Origin of the sequence: Proteus sp. CD3 (genome assembly GCF_008808075.1) — a bacterium.
GTDB classification, from domain to species: domain Bacteria; phylum Pseudomonadota; class Gammaproteobacteria; order Enterobacterales; family Enterobacteriaceae; genus Proteus; species Proteus appendicitidis.
Window position 1 is genome coordinate 984,300 of sequence record NZ_CP019686.1, and the last position, 16,681, is coordinate 1,000,980.

Below are 16,681 nucleotides of genomic sequence, written 5' to 3' on the forward strand. Positions count from 1 at the left end.
CTATTCGCTTTTTAACAGAGAATTAAATAGCTCAATAGTAACCGTTTCGCCAGCTGCGACTTTACCGCGTTCACGCTCTAAAACGATAAAGCAGTTAGCAACACTAAAGGAGCTATAAACATGGGAGCCTTGATGACCAGAGGTTTCCACTTGCCATACGCCATCGGCATTAATACTGGCGATACCGCGTTGGAAATCAAGACGACCAGCTGATTTTTTCAATGGAGATTGTGCAATAGCTTGGAAACGTTGCGGTGCTTTCCAATGGCTAAAACCAGATAGGCGTGCAATTAATGGTTGAACCAATTGATAGAATGTCACGGTTGCTGATACTGGATTACCCGGTAATCCGCAGAACCATGCATTGTGTAATCGACCAAAAGCAAAGGGTTTTCCCGGTTTAATGGCTAATTTCCAAAAACCAATTTCGCCAATTTCATCAAGAATTTGTTTGGTATAATCGGCTTCACCTACAGAAACACCACCACTGCTGATCACTAAATCTGCTTCTTGATCAGCCTTTTTAAAGGTTTCACGCAGTTTCTCTGGTGAATCAGGAATAACGCCTAAATCTAAAACTTCACATCCTAGTTTTTCAAGCATTAAACGTACCGCAAAGCGGTTGGTATCATAAATTTGACCCGCTTTTAATGGCTGACCGATGGTTTGTAATTCATCACCCGTTGAGAAAACTGCAACTTTTAAACGACGATAAACGTGTACTGTTGCCACACCTAAAGAGGCGATTAAAGGTAATTGTGCTGTTGAAAGTTTAGTACCAGCAGGTAATACAATGTCATTTTCTTTAATATCTTCACCAATACGGCGAATATTTTGACCTTTTTTAGCAGGCTGTGAAAAACGGACACCGTGTTCGGTCACTTCGGCTTCTTCTTGCATAATGACAGTATCAACACCAGCAGGAACCATTGCCCCAGTCATAATGCGTACACATTGCCCAGCAGGAAGTTCTCCTTCAAAAGGAATACCAGCGAACGATTTACCCGCAACAGGAAGTGGAATTTGAGCATCTAAGTCAGCGTAACGAAGCCCGTAACCATCCATTGCCGAATTATCAAAAGGTGGAACATTCAGTGGAGAAGTAATATCTTCACTTAGAATATAATCTGCGGCGTTATTTAATGGAATGTTAAGGGTGTTGGTAATTGCCAGCGGTTTTTCAAGTAGTTTTTCTAGCGCTTCATCAAGAGATAATAAACCGCTAACGTGACATTGACTCATCATATACTCCAAGATCTATCGAAATGTTCTGTTTTATTTCATGATACTAATCTATCACGATGAACATCATCATGTCAGAGATCATCTTGTGAATAGAAAGAAATGAAACTTCTTATTACGGAAATGTTATCTAATTGGGTTTAATATGTTAACTATTCTGTTATTAATAAGCAGCACATTTAAAATGATAAAACAAAATAATGGATATCCATGAATACTTCAAATCACCAAAGTCATTCAGCACAAGCTTTTCATATCGCTTTTAGCGGGTTTCTTGCTTTAGTGGTTGCAATGGGAATAGGGCGCTTTACATTCACACCGCAAGTGCCGTTGATGATTGCAGAATATCAATTAACGCTGACAAGTGCGGGGATTGTCGCTGCATTTAATTATCTTGGTTATCTAGCTGGCTCTTATGATGCGATGAGAGCCGTTAAAGGTGTGGGATATCGCTTGTGGGCGGGTCTTTGGGGAGCCGTGATCATCACGCTGTTGTCTGCTTTTTTAAATGATGCTTTTACACATAGTATTGCACGCTTTTTTATTGGTTGGGCAAGTGGCTGGACATTAGTACTGGTGGCTTCATGGGCTAACGAGTTACTGGCTCGCCTAAATAAACCTATATTAAGTGTGGCTGTTTATGCAGGAACGGGTGCCGGTATATTCATTAGCGGTATTCTTGCTGTGTTAATTATGAAATGGCAAATGAATGCGATGGCGGGATGGTTAATTTATGGTTCTCTTGCTTTTATTTGTGCCATATATGTGAGCTACCATCTACCAAAACCTTGGAAAATGAGCAGAGAAGAAGTAAAAGTCACCTCTTTAACGCTTACGCCAGCGATAAAAAGGCTGATTTGGGGTTATACCTTTGCCGGATTTGGCTATATTTTACCCGCAACGTTTCTTTCTCAAATGGCAGCAGAACGCTTCCCGGGGAGCTTAATCGCACAATTTGTTTGGCCTGTTTTTGGTGCTTCTGCGGCGTTATGTATTGGTATCGCTATTTTCACACGTAATGTATTAAACACGCAGTTACGCTTAGCTATTACGCTTTGGTTGCAAGCGTTAGGCATACTGATTGCGCTGTGGGTGCCTACCATTACAGGGTTGGCAATAGGGGCATTTTTAATTGGTGGCGGCTTAATGTGTGCAGTACAACTGGCATTTTTACGAGGTCGTGAATTAGCGCCTGATCATGGACGTTATATGGCGGGTTTGCTCACCACTTTTTATGCCATTGGGCAATTAGTAGGTCCTGTAATTTCTTCACTTTCATCAGCATTGACAGGAAAATTAGAACCTGCACTTTATGTTGCTTTTATTGTATTGATAATTGGCGGCTTTCTGGTGTGTTTAAAAGAAAAAGAGCGTCAGTAAACTAAAAATAGCTCATACAAAAATGCAATAATTTCATAACGAAAAATGCGGTATTGCTGGATAATGTGATTGAGGTCATCTAAAGTGTAGGTTGTTGTTGCTAAGTGCGATAACAGCTACTTAATTAATGTGTTTATCGGAGAGTCCAATGTCATCATTAAGTAAAGAGGCGCAATGGGTGCACGCTGCGTTAGTTGAACGCGGTTTGGAAACGCCTCTTCGTGAACCACAACTCTCTCCAAGTGAGAGCAAACAGCAAATTGAACATCATATGACAGAAGTGATGAAGCTGTTAAATCTAGATTTAAGCGACGATAGTTTAGCTGAAACGCCTCGTCGTATCGCTAAAATGTATGTTGATGAAATTTTCTCAGGGCTGGATTACCACAACTTCCCAAAAATCACGCTAATTGAAAATAAAATGCAAGTTGATGAAATGGTGACAGTACGAGATATCACATTAACAAGCACTTGCGAACATCACTTTGTCACTATTGATGGTAAAGCAATTGTGGCTTATATCCCGAAAGATAAAGTGATTGGGTTATCTAAAATTAATCGAATTGTGCAATTCTTTGCGCAGCGTCCTCAAGTACAAGAACGCTTAACACAGCAAATCCTTATCGCATTACAAACGTTACTCGGCACAAAAAATGTGGCTGTTTCTATTGATGCGGTTCACTATTGTGTTAAAGCTCGTGGTATTCGTGATGCAACGAGTGCAACAACAACAACTTCATTAGGTGGGTTATTTAAATCTAGTCAAAATACGCGTCAGGAGTTTCTGCGCGCTGTTCGTCATCTTTGAGATTTTAAATAAAAATGAATGAATCGTCTCATCAACGTATCGAAGCACTCGATGCGTTGAGAGGAATGGCGATCCTTGGCATTTTATTGCTCAATATTTCAGGTTTTGCATTATTAAGAGTGGCTTCATTTAATCCGTTACATTCGGGAGAAGCCTCTTTTGGTGATCGTATAACATGGATGGCATTAAATCTGTTTGCTCAAGGAAAATTCCTCTTTATTTTTGCGCTGTTATTTGGTGGTACGCTTTATCTCCTTTTGTATAAAGGGACTCGTTTTAATTTATCGCGATTAGTTGTATTGGCATTAATTGGTGTTATTCACACATTATTTATTTGGGAAGGGGATATTTTATTTCCATATAGTGTATGTGGTTTATTTGTTTTTGCGTTTATCAAATCAATCGCGACAAAGCACCAATTTATATTGGGAGCGATACTCTATTTTTGTGGCGCACTGATTTTAGGTGCGCTGTTTTACTATTATCGTGATTTTATTGATACCGTTTGGTATAGCACGCCATACTCTCAATTGGCTGAATCAGATTGGAAAACAGGACCTTATTTAAATAGTGTTTATTATCGTTTAAATGAGCTAAGTCTTTTTGTTTTTAATCTAGTACGTCAATACAGTTGGTTTTTGTTTGGTGCGATGTTAATGGGTTCTGCATTAATGGCATCAGGTTGGTTGCAACAGAAATATAGTCGCGCTCATTATGGTCGTGTGGCACTTTATTTCCTCACAATCAGTTTAAGCGTACAAACGGTTATTGTGCTGGTGGATTATTACCTTGATTGGGATTACCGCTGGGCGGCTATTTTTGCACAACCTTTAACTATGTTGATCCAAGTGATGCAAAGTTTGGGGTATATTGCGCTGTTTTATTGGAGTTGGAATATTATTCAACACTCTTATTTTGCCTATGCTTTACGTTGTGTTGGCAAAATGGCGTTAACGACCTATTTAATGCAAAGTGTTATCGGTATTTATTTATTTCAGCGTATGGGTCTATTTAATCAATTTACTTTACCTGAACTGATGCCTTTTGTTGCTGTTATTTGGGCAATCAATATTACTTTTGCTGTGATTTGGTTACGTTATTTTCCACAAGGGCCAATAGAGTGGATTTGGCGTAAATCAGCCTCAAAATTAGCGGAATTCTTTTAGCTTTTTTCATGATTATTTTCATTCAGAGGAAGTGATTCGACTTCCTCTGGTGAAACCGCAGGATAACCTTTAATGCCTTCAGGAATAGATTGTATTGCGGGAATAGTTTCTGGCGGCCCTAAAAAGCGGGGTTCGCGGTTTAGAATATAAACATCAATCATTGCACCAGCTCTGGCAAATACTTCGCGTACGCGTACTTTAAACATACTTTTAGGGGATGCAACCGCAAAGCATTGTGCATCAATGCCTTTTTCTAATGCGATAAAAACAGCTCGCTCACAGTGAAAACGCTGAGTAATAATGGTAAATCCATCTGTACCAAATACCTCTTTTGTTCGCACTACTGAGTCAAGTGTTCTGAAACCGGCAAAATCCATCACAATACGAGAGGCAGGAATGCCCGCTTTAATGAGATCTTTACGCATCGTATTTGGCTCATTATAGCTGTGTTTTGCATTATCACCGCTGAGCAATAAATACTGAATTTTGCCACTATTATAAGCATTTACAGCGCCTTGGATGCGGTATTGATAAAACTGATTTATATAACCGCTGGTATAGTACTTTGATGTTCCTAACACCATTCCTACTTTTTTAGCGGGTAATGTATCTACGTCTTCAAATATATAAGGATTAGTTTTCCACCCGATCCAGCGATCACAGGCAATCAAGGTGACAGCCAGTAGAATAAAAAGTGTGAGAAAAAGATAAATGAGGCGTTTTAGCATGTCCTTGCCTTAATGACGCAAATAACGAATGACTTTCATAATACTTAAGGCTACTTGAGCAGGGATAGGGAAGCAAGAAAAAAGCGCCTCATATTAAGTAATGACGCGCTTTTCGGAATGGTACTTAGTATTTCAAACTACTTAGAACGAAGTTCTTTTGTAAATACGGTACTCAGGTGACCAATAGTTACGTTCAATGGCTTCTTCTAATGCTGAATCAGAAGTCACAGTAGCAACACCTTGTACTTGTGCTTCTTTTGCAACTTGTTTTGCGATATAGCGAGAAACTTGTTGAATATCAGACAGTAAAGGTAATAGAGAGCCATCACCCTCTTTTGCCATTGGTGAGCAATCTGCTAATGCGCGACTTGCCACCATCAGCATGGCATCAGTAACACGTTTGGCACCACATGCGATAACACCTAATCCAATACCTGGAAAGATATAAGAGTTGTTGCATTGTGCAATTGGATATTCTTTATCTTTGTATTTAACTGGTGCAAATGGGCTGCCTGTTGCCACTAATGCTTGTCCATCAGTCCAGTTGATAATATCTTCAGGACGCGCTTCTACACGAGACGTTGGATTAGATAATGGCATTACGATAGGGCGTTCACAGTGTTTGTGCATTTCACGAATAATTTCTTCAGTGAATAAGCCAGCTTGCCCTGAAACACCAATCAAAATAGTTGGTTTTGCATTCTTAACCACTTCTAACAGTGAAATCGCATCGCTTTCGGTTTCCCAATTAGCAATAGTTTCGCTTTTTTGGATAAGTTTGCTTTGGAAATCAAGTAAATTTGGCAGTTTGTCTGTTAATAAGCCGAAACGGTCAACCATAAAGATGCGTTCACGCGCTTGCTCATCACTTAAACCTTCAGATTTCATTTGGGCAATAATTTGCTCGGCAATACCACAACCCGCAGATCCTGCGCCTAAGAAAGTGACAGTTTGGTCTTTTAATTGGCGACCCGCAGCACGACTTGCTGCAATTAGGCTACCTAAAGTGACCGACGCTGTACCTTGAATATCATCATTAAAGCAACATAATTCATCACGATAACGATTTAATAAAGGCATCGCATTTTTTTGTGCGAAATCTTCAAATTGTAGTAAAACATTTGGCCAGCGACGTTTAACAGCTTGAATAAACTCATCAACAAACTCGTTATATTCATCACCTGTAATACGAGGATGACGCCATCCCATATACAGAGGATCGTTTAAACGTTGCGGGTTGTTAGTTCCCACATCAAGTACAACAGGCAGTGTATACGCAGGGCTAATGCCACCACATGCGGTATATAAAGAGAGTTTACCGATAGGAATACCCATACCACCGATACCTTGGTCACCTAAACCAAGAATACGTTCGCCATCTGTTACAACAATTACTTTTACGTTCTGTTTGGTGGCGTTTTGTAGCATATCGTCAATATTGGCGCGGTTAGGGTAAGAGATAAACAAACCGCGAGCGCGACGATAAATATCAGAGAAATGTTCACAAGCTTCACCCACTGTTGGTGTGTAAATGATTGGCATCATTTCAGTTAGGTGGGATTCCAAGAGACGGTAAAACAGGGTTTCATTGGTATCTTGGATATTTCGTAGGTAAATATGTTTATCGTTATCGTTTTTGAAATCAAGATATTGGCGATAAGCGCGTTCAACCTGTTCTTCGATGGTTTCAACTGCTTCAGGCAGTAAACCATGTAAGTTAAAGGTGCTGCGTTCTTCTTCGCTGAAAGCACTACCTTTATTTAACAGGGGAAATTCAAGCAGGATTGGACCTGCATACGGGATGTAGAGAGGGCGTTTACTTTCGTGTTCCAGTTCCATGAAAAATACTCTTGTAAGGCAGTTAGTCACATGACAATTGTAGATCCTACAAAATAATAAAAATATGTACAGCTTATGTTATTTTTTTATGATTTTTATGCTTAGAAATGAGAGATAGATACAGTTGTTACAACTTTTTCTGGTAAGCATCAGCAAAATTTACATGCTGATGCTTTTTTAGGAGAGATTTTTAGAAGAATAAGTTAAAACTTTTTACAAAGTGATGCGTTGCATTTGGTGACAACCTAAAGCAGTTAATGTTGCTTGTGTTGCATCCCATTGCGTTAAAATTGTCTCTGCTTTTTCAATTAAGACAGCAGATTCAATATCCATCACACTCTCACCCGCCATGTTTAATAAAATTAATGCCGCTTGTAATGGCGGTAAACTTGGATTAAATGCGGCATTTTCAGCGTAGCTACCTTGGAAAATTTTGCCATTCTTCATTTGAACAGCTATACCACTGTGCGAGCCACTATAAGGCGCATGGCTACGATTAGCCGCTTGTAGTGCCTGTTGCGCTAATTCACTAGGGTTATCAATTTTGTAACCGTGATTAACTTTGTCCATTAATAAAGAGGTGATATTGAGATCTTTCGGGCCAAAGCTATCAGGTAAATAATCGCCTAATGTTGCCATTTTTCTACCCGGTAACTGAATTTGAATTTGAGTGCCACTGTTCAATTCGTTCATAAACTGGCGGCAATGACCACAAGGTGTATAGTTAACAGTGACTGAGATTAAGCGAGATTCACCACGTAACCATGCATGAGTCACGGCACTTTGTTCAGCATGAACGGTTTGTTGTAGCGGTGCGCCAGCAAATTCCATATTGGCACCGAAATAGAAATTACCACTTTCGCCACGAGCAATCGCACCCACTTTGAAATTAGAGATTGGCGCGACAGCGCAAGCTGCGGCAACCGGTAAAAGTGCTAGGGCTAAGGCATCATCATTACATTGTAACTGTGTTTTTATGGCATTGACCTGTTCTGCCGTGAACATTGCAGGGAATTCATCCTGCTCAAGATAAGGAGCAAGTGCTTGTTGTAACTGAGGGGATAAATCTGACCAAATTGCCTGAAAACGAGTATGCATACATGAGTCTCCCATTAATCTTTCTGTATTATAAGATTCTAGGCATCTTTACCCACTCTTATATGTGATGAAAATCATATTTTCAATGAAACTATTGCAACAAATTTATTAATTGAGAGATGTATCTCAAATTTATAGTGAAAATCCCCGAAATAAATTTAATTAAATCGGGGATTTGAGAAAAAGGAAGCAAAACTGAGATCAACTATAGAGATGCAAAATAATCGGGAAGATAAACGGTGCAGTTAATGAAGTAATAATCCCACAGGTCATTAATGCCAGTGAACTATAAGCACCTTCAATATAATCCACTTCAGCCGCTCTTGCTGTTCCCACGGCATGAGAAACGGTTCCCATCGCCAAACCACGAGATGCGTGAGTAGGAATACGCAGTATTTTAAAGAGTGAATGACCAAAAATGGCACCTAAAATACCTACTGCGATAACGCAAGCAGCACTGATTGCAGGAATACCACCGATGGAATCTGCGACAGCCATTGCGATAGGCGTTGTCACTGATTTAGGTAAAATTGATGCGGCAATTTCGGGTGTTGCACCAGCCCATAATGCAATGGCAGTCCCACTGACCATCGCAGCAATACTACCAATAAAGCAAATACTGATTAATGATTTCCACTGTGCGCGAATTTGGTGTAATTGCTGATAAAGTGGAATGGCTAAAGCAACCACAGCCGGTTGTAATAAGTCATTTAAAATACGACTACCGGCAAAATAATGCTCATAAGGTGTATGAGTGATTAATAAAATAGGAATAATAACCGCAATACCTATAAGCAAGGGATTCAATATAGGCAATTTATAACGAGCAGCAAGTTTACGTGATAAATAAAAGACAATTATGGTCAAAGGAAGTGACCACCAAATATTCATTAACATTAACATTTTTTCTTCTCACTTAACGCTGTATCGTCGTCTTTCTGTTGCGTTTTTTCTACAACGTCCTCAACTATGTCAGGTTTTGCACCCACGATAATGCGCTCACGGTGAACATAGTGTGAGCAATAAGCGACTAATGCCATAACACCAAAGGTACTTACCACACTTGCTAAAACAATAGGGAAAAGTTGCTGACTTAATAAGTCATAATAATTCATTACTGCCACTCCGATAGGAATAAAGAGTAATGTCATATTTTTTAAGAGAATATTGGCCCCGGGTTTAACCCAGCGCAAAGGGATAAGCTGGAAAGCAAGTAAACCGAAGAGAATAAGTAAGCCAACAATGCTGCCTGGAACCGCGAAGGGTAGAAGGGCTGAAATAAGATTACCCGCAAAGAGACAAAGATAAAGTACCAAAAAAGATCGTAGATAATGCCAAAGTGTAATCTGCAATCGTGCCCGTTTAGATTTCATAATTAAGTGTCCCAAATCAACTAACAGATTTATCATACACCGATTTTGAAAGTGTGCTACGGATCACAATAAAAAAAGAGCGGGGCTCTTATAGAACCCCGCCATTTATTGATTTGGCAAATGAATCTTGGTTGTTATTTCACTTGCTGACCCGGTTTTGCACCAGAATCTGGGCTAAGTAAGAAGATATCTTTATCGCCAGGTCCTGCCGCCATTACCATGCCTTCTGAAATACCAAAACGCATTTTACGAGGTGCTAAGTTTGCCACCATTACCGTTAAACGACCTTCCAACACTTTCGGATCTGGGTATGCTGTACGAATGCCAGAAAAGACTTGGCGAGTCTCACCACCTAAGTCCAAAATTAGCTTCAGTAACTTATCTGATCCTTCAACAAAATCAGCTTGTTTAATTTCAGCGATACGCATATCGATTTTCGCAAAATCATCAAACTTAATCGTTTCTTGAATTGGTGAATCTGCTAATGGTCCTGTGACTTCTTTTACAGGTGCAATGGTGCTTTTAGATGCTTCAACCATTGCATTGGCTTTATCCATTTCAATACGGTTAAACAGTGCTTTGAATTTGGTGATTTCTGTACCTAAAAGTGGTTGTGCAAGCGCATCCCATGTTAATTCGGTTTGCAAAAAGGCTTCTGAACGTTCTGTTAATGAAGGTAAAACAGGTTTCAGATATGTCATCAGTACGCGGAATAAGTTAATACCCATTGTACAGATAGCTTGTAGCTGTGCATCTTGACCTTCTTGTTTTGCTACAACCCATGGCGCTTTTTCATCAATATAGCGGTTGGCTTCATCCGCTAATGCCATGATTTCACGAACTGCTTTACCAAATTCACGATTTTCAAATGACTGTGCGATAGTTTCTTTCATATCAACAAAGTGTTGATAAAGCTTAGCATCATCTAAAGAATCTGCTAATTTACCATCAAAACGCTTGCTGATAAAACCCGCTGTACGTGATGCAAGGTTAACGACTTTATTAACAATATCGCTGTTAACACGTTGAACAAAGTCTTCTAAGTTTAGGTCAATATCATCAATGCGTGAGGAAAGTTTTGCTGCATAGTAATAGCGTAGGCAATCTGCATCAAAATGATCAAGATAAGCACGCGCTGTAATAAAGGTGCCACGAGATTTTGACATCTTCGCGCCATTTACAGTGACATAACCGTGAACAAACAGGTTGGTTGGTTTACGATATTCGCTACCTTCTAACATGGCTGGCCAGAATAAGCTGTGGAAATAGACGATATCTTTACCAATAAAGTGATAAAGGTCTGCTTTGCTGTCTTTATTCCAAAACTCATCAAAACTTAAATCACCACGTTTTTCACATAAGTTTAAGAAAGAACTCATGTAGCCGATTGGTGCATCTAGCCATACATAGAAATATTTACCCGGTGCATCTGGGATTTCAAATCCAAAATAAGGTGCGTCACGAGTGATATCCCACTGTTGTAAACCGCTGTCGAACCACTCTTGCATTTTATTTGCAACTTGCTCTTGCAGAGCGCCAGAGCGGATCCACTCTTGTAACATATTGCTAAATGCAGGTAAGTCGAAGAAATAGTGCTCAGTTTCACGCATAACAGGCGTTGAACCTGATACAACAGAGCGTGGGTTGATTAATTCGGTTGGGCTGTAAGTAGAGCCACAAACTTCACAGTTATCACCATATTGGTCTGGCGCTTTACATTTAGGGCAAGTGCCTTTTACAAAGCGGTCAGGCAAAAACATGCCTTTTTCTTCATCATAAAGCTGAGAAATAGTTTTGCTTTTGATGTGACCATTTTTTTTCAGTGCAAGATAAATTTTAGTCGATAATTGGCGACTCTCTTCACTGTGTGTAGAGTGATAATTGTCGTAACTGATATTAAAGCCAGCAAAATCCTGCTGATGCTCTTTGCTCATTTCTTCAATCATGGCTTCTGGTGTAATACCCAGTTGTTGAGCTTTCAGCATAATTGGCGTGCCGTGAGCATCATCAGCGCAGATGAAATGAACTTCTTTGCCGCGCATTCGTTGATAACGGACCCAGATATCAGCCTGAATGTGCTCAAGGATATGACCGAGATGAATTGAACCGTTAGCATAAGGTAACGCGCAGGTTACCAATAATTTATTCGCGACGTGAGACATAGTAAGGATCTTACTTCCATAAAATTAATAAAAGGGACTTTGATGTTAACCGATCCGTCATGATGTCGCTAGGGCAATAATCGAGTTTTTGCAAGAGAAATTTCAGTTGGCAAATTGAGGTAAGGCATTATCGTAGTCATCTACTATCTGATATGATAGATGCACTCATATATTTAATAAATAATGAAAACGAGAGGAGCCGGGATGAGTGATAAATCCCCCGAGCAGACCACCCCTGAGATTCTGAACGAAAAAGTTTCAGGTGTCTTGTCTACTTTTGAACACCCGACATTGAAGCGTAATCTGCTTTCTCTAAAAGCATTACATCAATGTGCGATGATTGACGATGTTCTTCATATCGAGTTAGTGATGCCATTTGTTTGGAAAAAGCCTTTCCAAGCCCTAATCGAAGAAAAAACATCTGAACTTCGCAACATCACTGGTGCAAAAGCCATTGAATGGAAACTCAAGCACAATATTTCAACCTTACGCCGTGCAAATGATCTGCCGGGCGTTAATGGTGTACGTAATATTCTTGCTGTTAGCTCTGGTAAAGGTGGCGTTGGTAAATCAAGTACAGCAGTTAACCTTGCATTAGCGCTTGCACAAGAAGGCGCTAAAGTAGGTATTCTTGATGCTGATATTTATGGGCCGTCTATTCCGAATATGTTGGGTACCACAATGGAGCGTCCAACGTCTCCTGATGGACAACATATGGCACCGATTATGGCTTATGGTTTAGCGTCTAACTCTATCGGTTATTTAGTTACAGATGATAATGCAATGGTATGGCGTGGTCCTATGGCGAGCAAAGCATTAATGCAAATGCTCCAAGATACGCTGTGGCCTGACTTGGATTATCTGGTTATCGATATGCCACCGGGAACAGGTGATATCCAACTAACCTTATCGCAAAATATCCCTGTAACCGCTGCGGTTGTGGTAACAACGCCACAAGATATCGCGCTGGTGGATGCGATGAAAGGGATCGTCATGTTTAAGAAAGTCAATGTGCCTGTATTAGGTATTATTGAAAACATGAGCGCACATATTTGTAGTAACTGTGGTCACCTTGAACCTATCTTTGGTACAGGTGGTGCGGCGAAATTGGCAGAAAAGTATCATTGCCAATTATTAGGTCAAGTTCCTCTTCATATCTCTTTACGTGAAGACTTAGACCGCGGGCAACCAACAGTAATGCGTGATCCTGAAGGCGAGTTTGCTGATATTTATCGCGAAATCGCGTCAACAGTATCTGCTCAAATGTATTGGGATGGTGATGCAATCCCAACGGAAATTTCTTTCCGCGCAGTGTAATTACAGTAAAAAAATACGTTGAATTATTTGCTGATTTAAATGGAGAGCCATCTGGCTTTCCATTTTTTACATGCAATTTCCGACTGTTTTTGATAAAAAACGAATAGATTTCTGGTTTTACGCTGGAACCAGAGTGATTTCAAAACTATAATCTGCGCTAGCGTAATATTTACATATTATTACGTTATCCCTCTTTTTATTTCAAACCAGGTTTTTGATTATGGCTGACACAGCACATCAGTGCACAATTGTAGGTATCGCTGGAGCATCTGCTTCGGGTAAAAGTCTTATTGCAAGTACACTTTACCGCGAATTAAGAGCGCAAGTAGGTGATCATAATATCGGGGTGATACCAGAAGATTGTTACTATCGTGACCAAAGTAATTTAACGATGGAAGAACGATATAAGGTCAATTATGACCACCCAAATTCGATGGATCACGCACTTTTATATCAGCATTTGTGTGAACTAAAAGCAGGAAAAACCATCGAACTCCCTCAATACGACTACGTTGCTCACACTCGCAAAGCAGAATCCATTCCTTTTCAACCTAAAAAAGTTATTATTATTGAAGGCATCTTGTTATTAACAGATAAACGCCTGCGTGAAGAGATGGATTTCTCTATCTTTGTTGATACGCCATTAGATATTTGCTTAATGCGCAGAATTAAACGTGATGTGAATGAACGTGGACGTAGCTTAGACTCAGTCATTGAACAATATAATAAAACCGTTCGTCCTATGTTCTTCCAGTTTATTGAACCTTCTAAACAATATGCCGATATTATTGTACCTAGAGGGGGGAAAAACCGCGTTGCGATTGATATTCTGAAAGCAAAAATTGGGCAGTTCTGCGAATAATAGGTTCATTTGTGGGCAGCTTTCATGCATGATGAAACTGCCTGTTTAACTTGAAGAAGGAAATAAAATGCGATTATGCGACCGTGATATTATTCAGTGGCTGGATGAAGGTAAATTAGTCATTGAACCCCGCCCGCCCGTCGAGCGAATTAACGGCGCAACAGCAGATGTTTGCTTAGGAAATCAATTTCGTGTTTTCCAAGGTCATACTGCTGCTTATATTGATTTGAGTGGTCCTAAGGCTGAAGTAAACGCTGCACTAGAACGTGTAATGAGTGATGAAATTGTGTTACCTGAAGGTGAAGCATTTTTCTTGCATCCCGGTGAATTAGCGTTAGCGGTGACACTTGAATCCGTCACTTTGCCTGATAATGTTGTTGGATGGTTAGATGGACGCTCATCATTAGCTCGTTTAGGTTTAATGGTGCATGTTACTGCTCATCGCATTGATCCTGGCTGGCATGGACAAATCGTATTAGAATTTTTTAATTCAGGTAAACTTCCTCTCGCATTAAGACCGGGTATGGTTATTGGTGCATTAAGCTTTGAACCTATGTCTGGTTCTGCTGATAGACCTTATAATCGTCGTCAAGATGCAAAATATAAAAATCAACAAGGTGCTGTTGGTAGTCGGATTAGTGAAGATTAACTATCTTTATAATCGTCATTATCATGTTCATTAAGCGGGTAATTATATGAAAAGGTTCTTGACAACACTGGCTATTTTGCTTGTGGTTATTTTGGCAGGCTTAACAGCGTTAGTTTTACTCATTAACCCGAATGATTTCCGTGGATACCTTGTTGAAAGGGTTGAAAAACAAAGCGGTTATAAACTCACATTACAAGATGATATGCGTTGGCATGTGTGGCCAAAGTTAAGCATTATCAGTGGTAAGATGTCATTGACAGCACCCGGTGCTGAAATGCCTTTTATTACTGCCGATAATATGCGTCTTGATGTTGAGTTATTACCGCTACTTTCTCATCAACTTGAAGTAAAAGAAGTCATGCTTAAAGGTGCCGTAGTTCGCCAAACACCTGAAAGTAAAGCTATTCCTAAAGTATCACCAACTTCTATTCCTCGCGATATTTCTCGCCCAGTTGTCGAACCTAGAGCCAATAATTGGCAGTTGAACATCGCCAAAGTAAAAATTTCAGACAGCTTAATTATTTGGCAAATGAAAGACGGTGAGCAACTTAATTTACGTGATATTGATATATCGTTGAAAACAGACGAGAAAAAACAAGTTAGTCTTGAGATGAGCACGAAAGTGAATCGTGACCGTCGTGAGGTAACGCTTAATGTTAACGCTAATGCGGATATGAGCGCTTACCCTTATCAAATTAACGGCAAAATTACACAGCTAGATTATATTTTGTCTGGTACTGAGCTTCCTGAAAATGGGATCTCAGGGGGATTATCCTCTGATTTCACCATTAAAAATGGCAATATCAAGGCGATATCTCTTGATAATTTAAATCTCACGGCAAACGACAGCCAATTACAAGGCCGTATTAGCGCTGAATTTGATAAAAAAACACGTTATCAAGCTGAATTAAGCGGTGATGTGTTAAATTTAAATACACTATTACCTGAATTAGCACCGACAAAAATAACAGAAACGGCACGTTCAACACCTGTTATAAAGAATTCAGCATCTTCTTCATTTTCATTATTTAACTCTGCTTATGCTGCACCCGCACCGAATGCCACTATTATGGCAAAACCGATTATTACTTCAGTTACCATTGAAAATAAAGAATATGATTTAACGCATTGGGGTGATATTGAGTTTACCCTGAAATTAGCCCTGAATAAGCTTCTTTATAAAGATTTAGAAATTAACAATTTTAAACTTGATGCGTTAAATAACCCTAATTCACTGAATATTCAAACCTTAACAGGACAAATCCTTCAAGGTGATTTTTCACTGCCAACGGTTATCTCAACAAGCATTGTGCCAGCGCATATCAGCATGGATATCACAATGAACAATATTCCATTACAGCCACTATTGCGTGTCTTTAATCAACCTGAAAATTTCAGTGGATTAATTTCAGCAAAAGGGAATTTAGAAGGAACGGGATATAACCGAAAAGCTTTTTATCATTATTGGCAAGGTACACTTAATACCTCTGTTACCCAATTTAAAATGCAGGGATTAAATGTACCACAGGTTATTCAGCAATCAGTCGCTCAAGCGACAGATAAAGTGATTTACCCTGAAGATATCGAAAGTTATACCCAAGCAGATAATGTGATTGCCCAATTTAAGTTAGCACCAAAAGGAAAAGTAACCGTTAATTCACTTGATGCTCAAGCAGAGGCTTATCAAATTAAAGGGCAGGGCAAAGTAGATCTTCAACGCCATGATCTTGATGTGATGTTATTTGTTAATATCAAAAAAGGTTGGGGCAAAGAAAACGAATTTATCCGCCAATTGGCTAAAATTGAAATTCCACTAAGGCTTTATGGTGATTGGAATGCTATTCAATATGAACTTAATATTGAAAAATTATTGCGCGATCAATTACAGCAAAAAGCCAAACAAGCTATCGATAATTGGCTAAATAAACAAGATGCTGAAAGCCCTGAAGTAAAGGCGCTTAATCAGCTATTGAAGAAAATCTAGTTTCACGATTTTTAACTTCATCACATTCTTAATAAAAGCACACTATTTTGATAATTGTGTGCTTTTTGCTTTA

The 16,681-nt window shown here is 39.5% G+C and carries 14 protein-coding genes; 7 read left to right on the forward strand and 7 right to left on the reverse strand.

Going from position 1 to position 16,681, the window contains the following annotated elements; all coding sequences use genetic code 11:
* Nucleotides 1-1,242: a molybdopterin molybdotransferase MoeA gene (gene moeA / locus BTA34_RS04405; protein ID WP_151434643.1), complete on the reverse strand. Its 1,242-nt coding sequence runs from the start codon at nt 1,240-1,242 to the stop codon at nt 1-3.
* 210 nt (nt 1,243-1,452) lie between these two features.
* Between moeA and BTA34_RS04410 the strand changes: the two genes are divergently transcribed.
* From BTA34_RS04410 to yeiB, 3 genes are all read left to right on the forward strand, one after another.
* On the forward strand, nt 1,453-2,622 hold the full coding sequence (locus tag BTA34_RS04410; protein WP_151434644.1) for a YbfB/YjiJ family MFS transporter: 1,170 nt from the start codon (nt 1,453-1,455) through the stop codon (nt 2,620-2,622).
* A gap of 148 nt (nt 2,623-2,770) precedes the next feature.
* Nucleotides 2,771-3,430, forward strand: coding sequence for a GTP cyclohydrolase I FolE (gene folE / locus BTA34_RS04415; RefSeq protein WP_151434645.1), 660 nt, complete (start codon nt 2,771-2,773; stop codon nt 3,428-3,430).
* Nucleotides 3,431-3,444: 14 nt separating this feature from the next.
* Nucleotides 3,445-4,596 carry a DUF418 domain-containing protein YeiB gene (gene yeiB, locus BTA34_RS04420; RefSeq protein ID WP_151434646.1) on the forward strand — a complete coding sequence of 384 codons (1,152 nt, stop codon included), beginning with the start codon at nt 3,445-3,447 and terminating at the stop codon, nt 4,594-4,596.
* Here yeiB and sanA read toward each other — a convergent pair.
* The 6 genes from sanA to metG all read right to left on the reverse strand — a co-directional run bounded on the left by sanA (nt 4,593) and on the right by metG (nt 11,796).
* Nucleotides 4,593-5,324: an outer membrane permeability protein SanA gene (sanA, locus tag BTA34_RS04425; protein WP_109373464.1), complete on the reverse strand. Its 732-nt coding sequence runs from the start codon at nt 5,322-5,324 to the stop codon at nt 4,593-4,595. The genes yeiB and sanA overlap by 4 nt on opposite strands.
* A gap of 141 nt (nt 5,325-5,465) precedes the next feature.
* Complete coding sequence (locus BTA34_RS04430) at nt 5,466-7,163, reverse strand: NAD-dependent malic enzyme (RefSeq protein WP_151434647.1); 1,698 nt, start codon at nt 7,161-7,163, stop codon at nt 5,466-5,468.
* Between the two features lie 213 nt (nt 7,164-7,376).
* Complete coding sequence (gene cdd, locus BTA34_RS04435) at nt 7,377-8,261, reverse strand: cytidine deaminase (protein ID WP_151434648.1); 885 nt, start codon at nt 8,259-8,261, stop codon at nt 7,377-7,379.
* A gap of 201 nt (nt 8,262-8,462) precedes the next feature.
* The gene (locus BTA34_RS04440) at nt 8,463-9,158 is read right to left on the reverse strand and encodes a CidB/LrgB family autolysis modulator (RefSeq protein WP_151436727.1); all 696 of its coding nucleotides are present in this window, start codon (nt 9,156-9,158) and stop codon (nt 8,463-8,465) included.
* Entirely contained in the window at nt 9,158-9,634 is a 477-nt protein-coding gene (locus BTA34_RS04445; protein ID WP_109373467.1) for a CidA/LrgA family protein, read from the reverse strand. The genes BTA34_RS04440 and BTA34_RS04445 overlap by 1 nt, the downstream gene beginning before the upstream one ends.
* A gap of 134 nt (nt 9,635-9,768) precedes the next feature.
* On the reverse strand, nt 9,769-11,796 hold the full coding sequence (metG, locus tag BTA34_RS04450; protein WP_109373468.1) for a methionine--tRNA ligase: 2,028 nt from the start codon (nt 11,794-11,796) through the stop codon (nt 9,769-9,771).
* A gap of 204 nt (nt 11,797-12,000) precedes the next feature.
* Here metG and apbC point away from each other — a divergent pair, with 204 nt between their 5' ends.
* The 4 genes from apbC to asmA all read left to right on the forward strand — a co-directional run bounded on the left by apbC (nt 12,001) and on the right by asmA (nt 16,608).
* On the forward strand, nt 12,001-13,113 hold the full coding sequence (gene apbC / locus BTA34_RS04455; RefSeq protein WP_151434649.1) for an iron-sulfur cluster carrier protein ApbC: 1,113 nt from the start codon (nt 12,001-12,003) through the stop codon (nt 13,111-13,113).
* Nucleotides 13,114-13,333: 220 nt separating this feature from the next.
* The gene (udk, locus tag BTA34_RS04460; protein ID WP_151434650.1) at nt 13,334-13,975 is read left to right on the forward strand and encodes a uridine kinase; all 642 of its coding nucleotides are present in this window, start codon (nt 13,334-13,336) and stop codon (nt 13,973-13,975) included.
* Between the two features lie 67 nt (nt 13,976-14,042).
* Complete coding sequence (gene dcd, locus BTA34_RS04465) at nt 14,043-14,624, forward strand: dCTP deaminase (RefSeq protein ID WP_006537532.1); 582 nt, start codon at nt 14,043-14,045, stop codon at nt 14,622-14,624.
* Between the two features lie 46 nt (nt 14,625-14,670).
* A complete protein-coding gene (gene asmA, locus BTA34_RS04470; protein WP_151434651.1) occupies nt 14,671-16,608 on the forward strand; it encodes an outer membrane assembly protein AsmA in 1,938 nt (645 codons plus the stop codon).
* Nucleotides 16,609-16,681 lie beyond the last annotated feature (73 nt).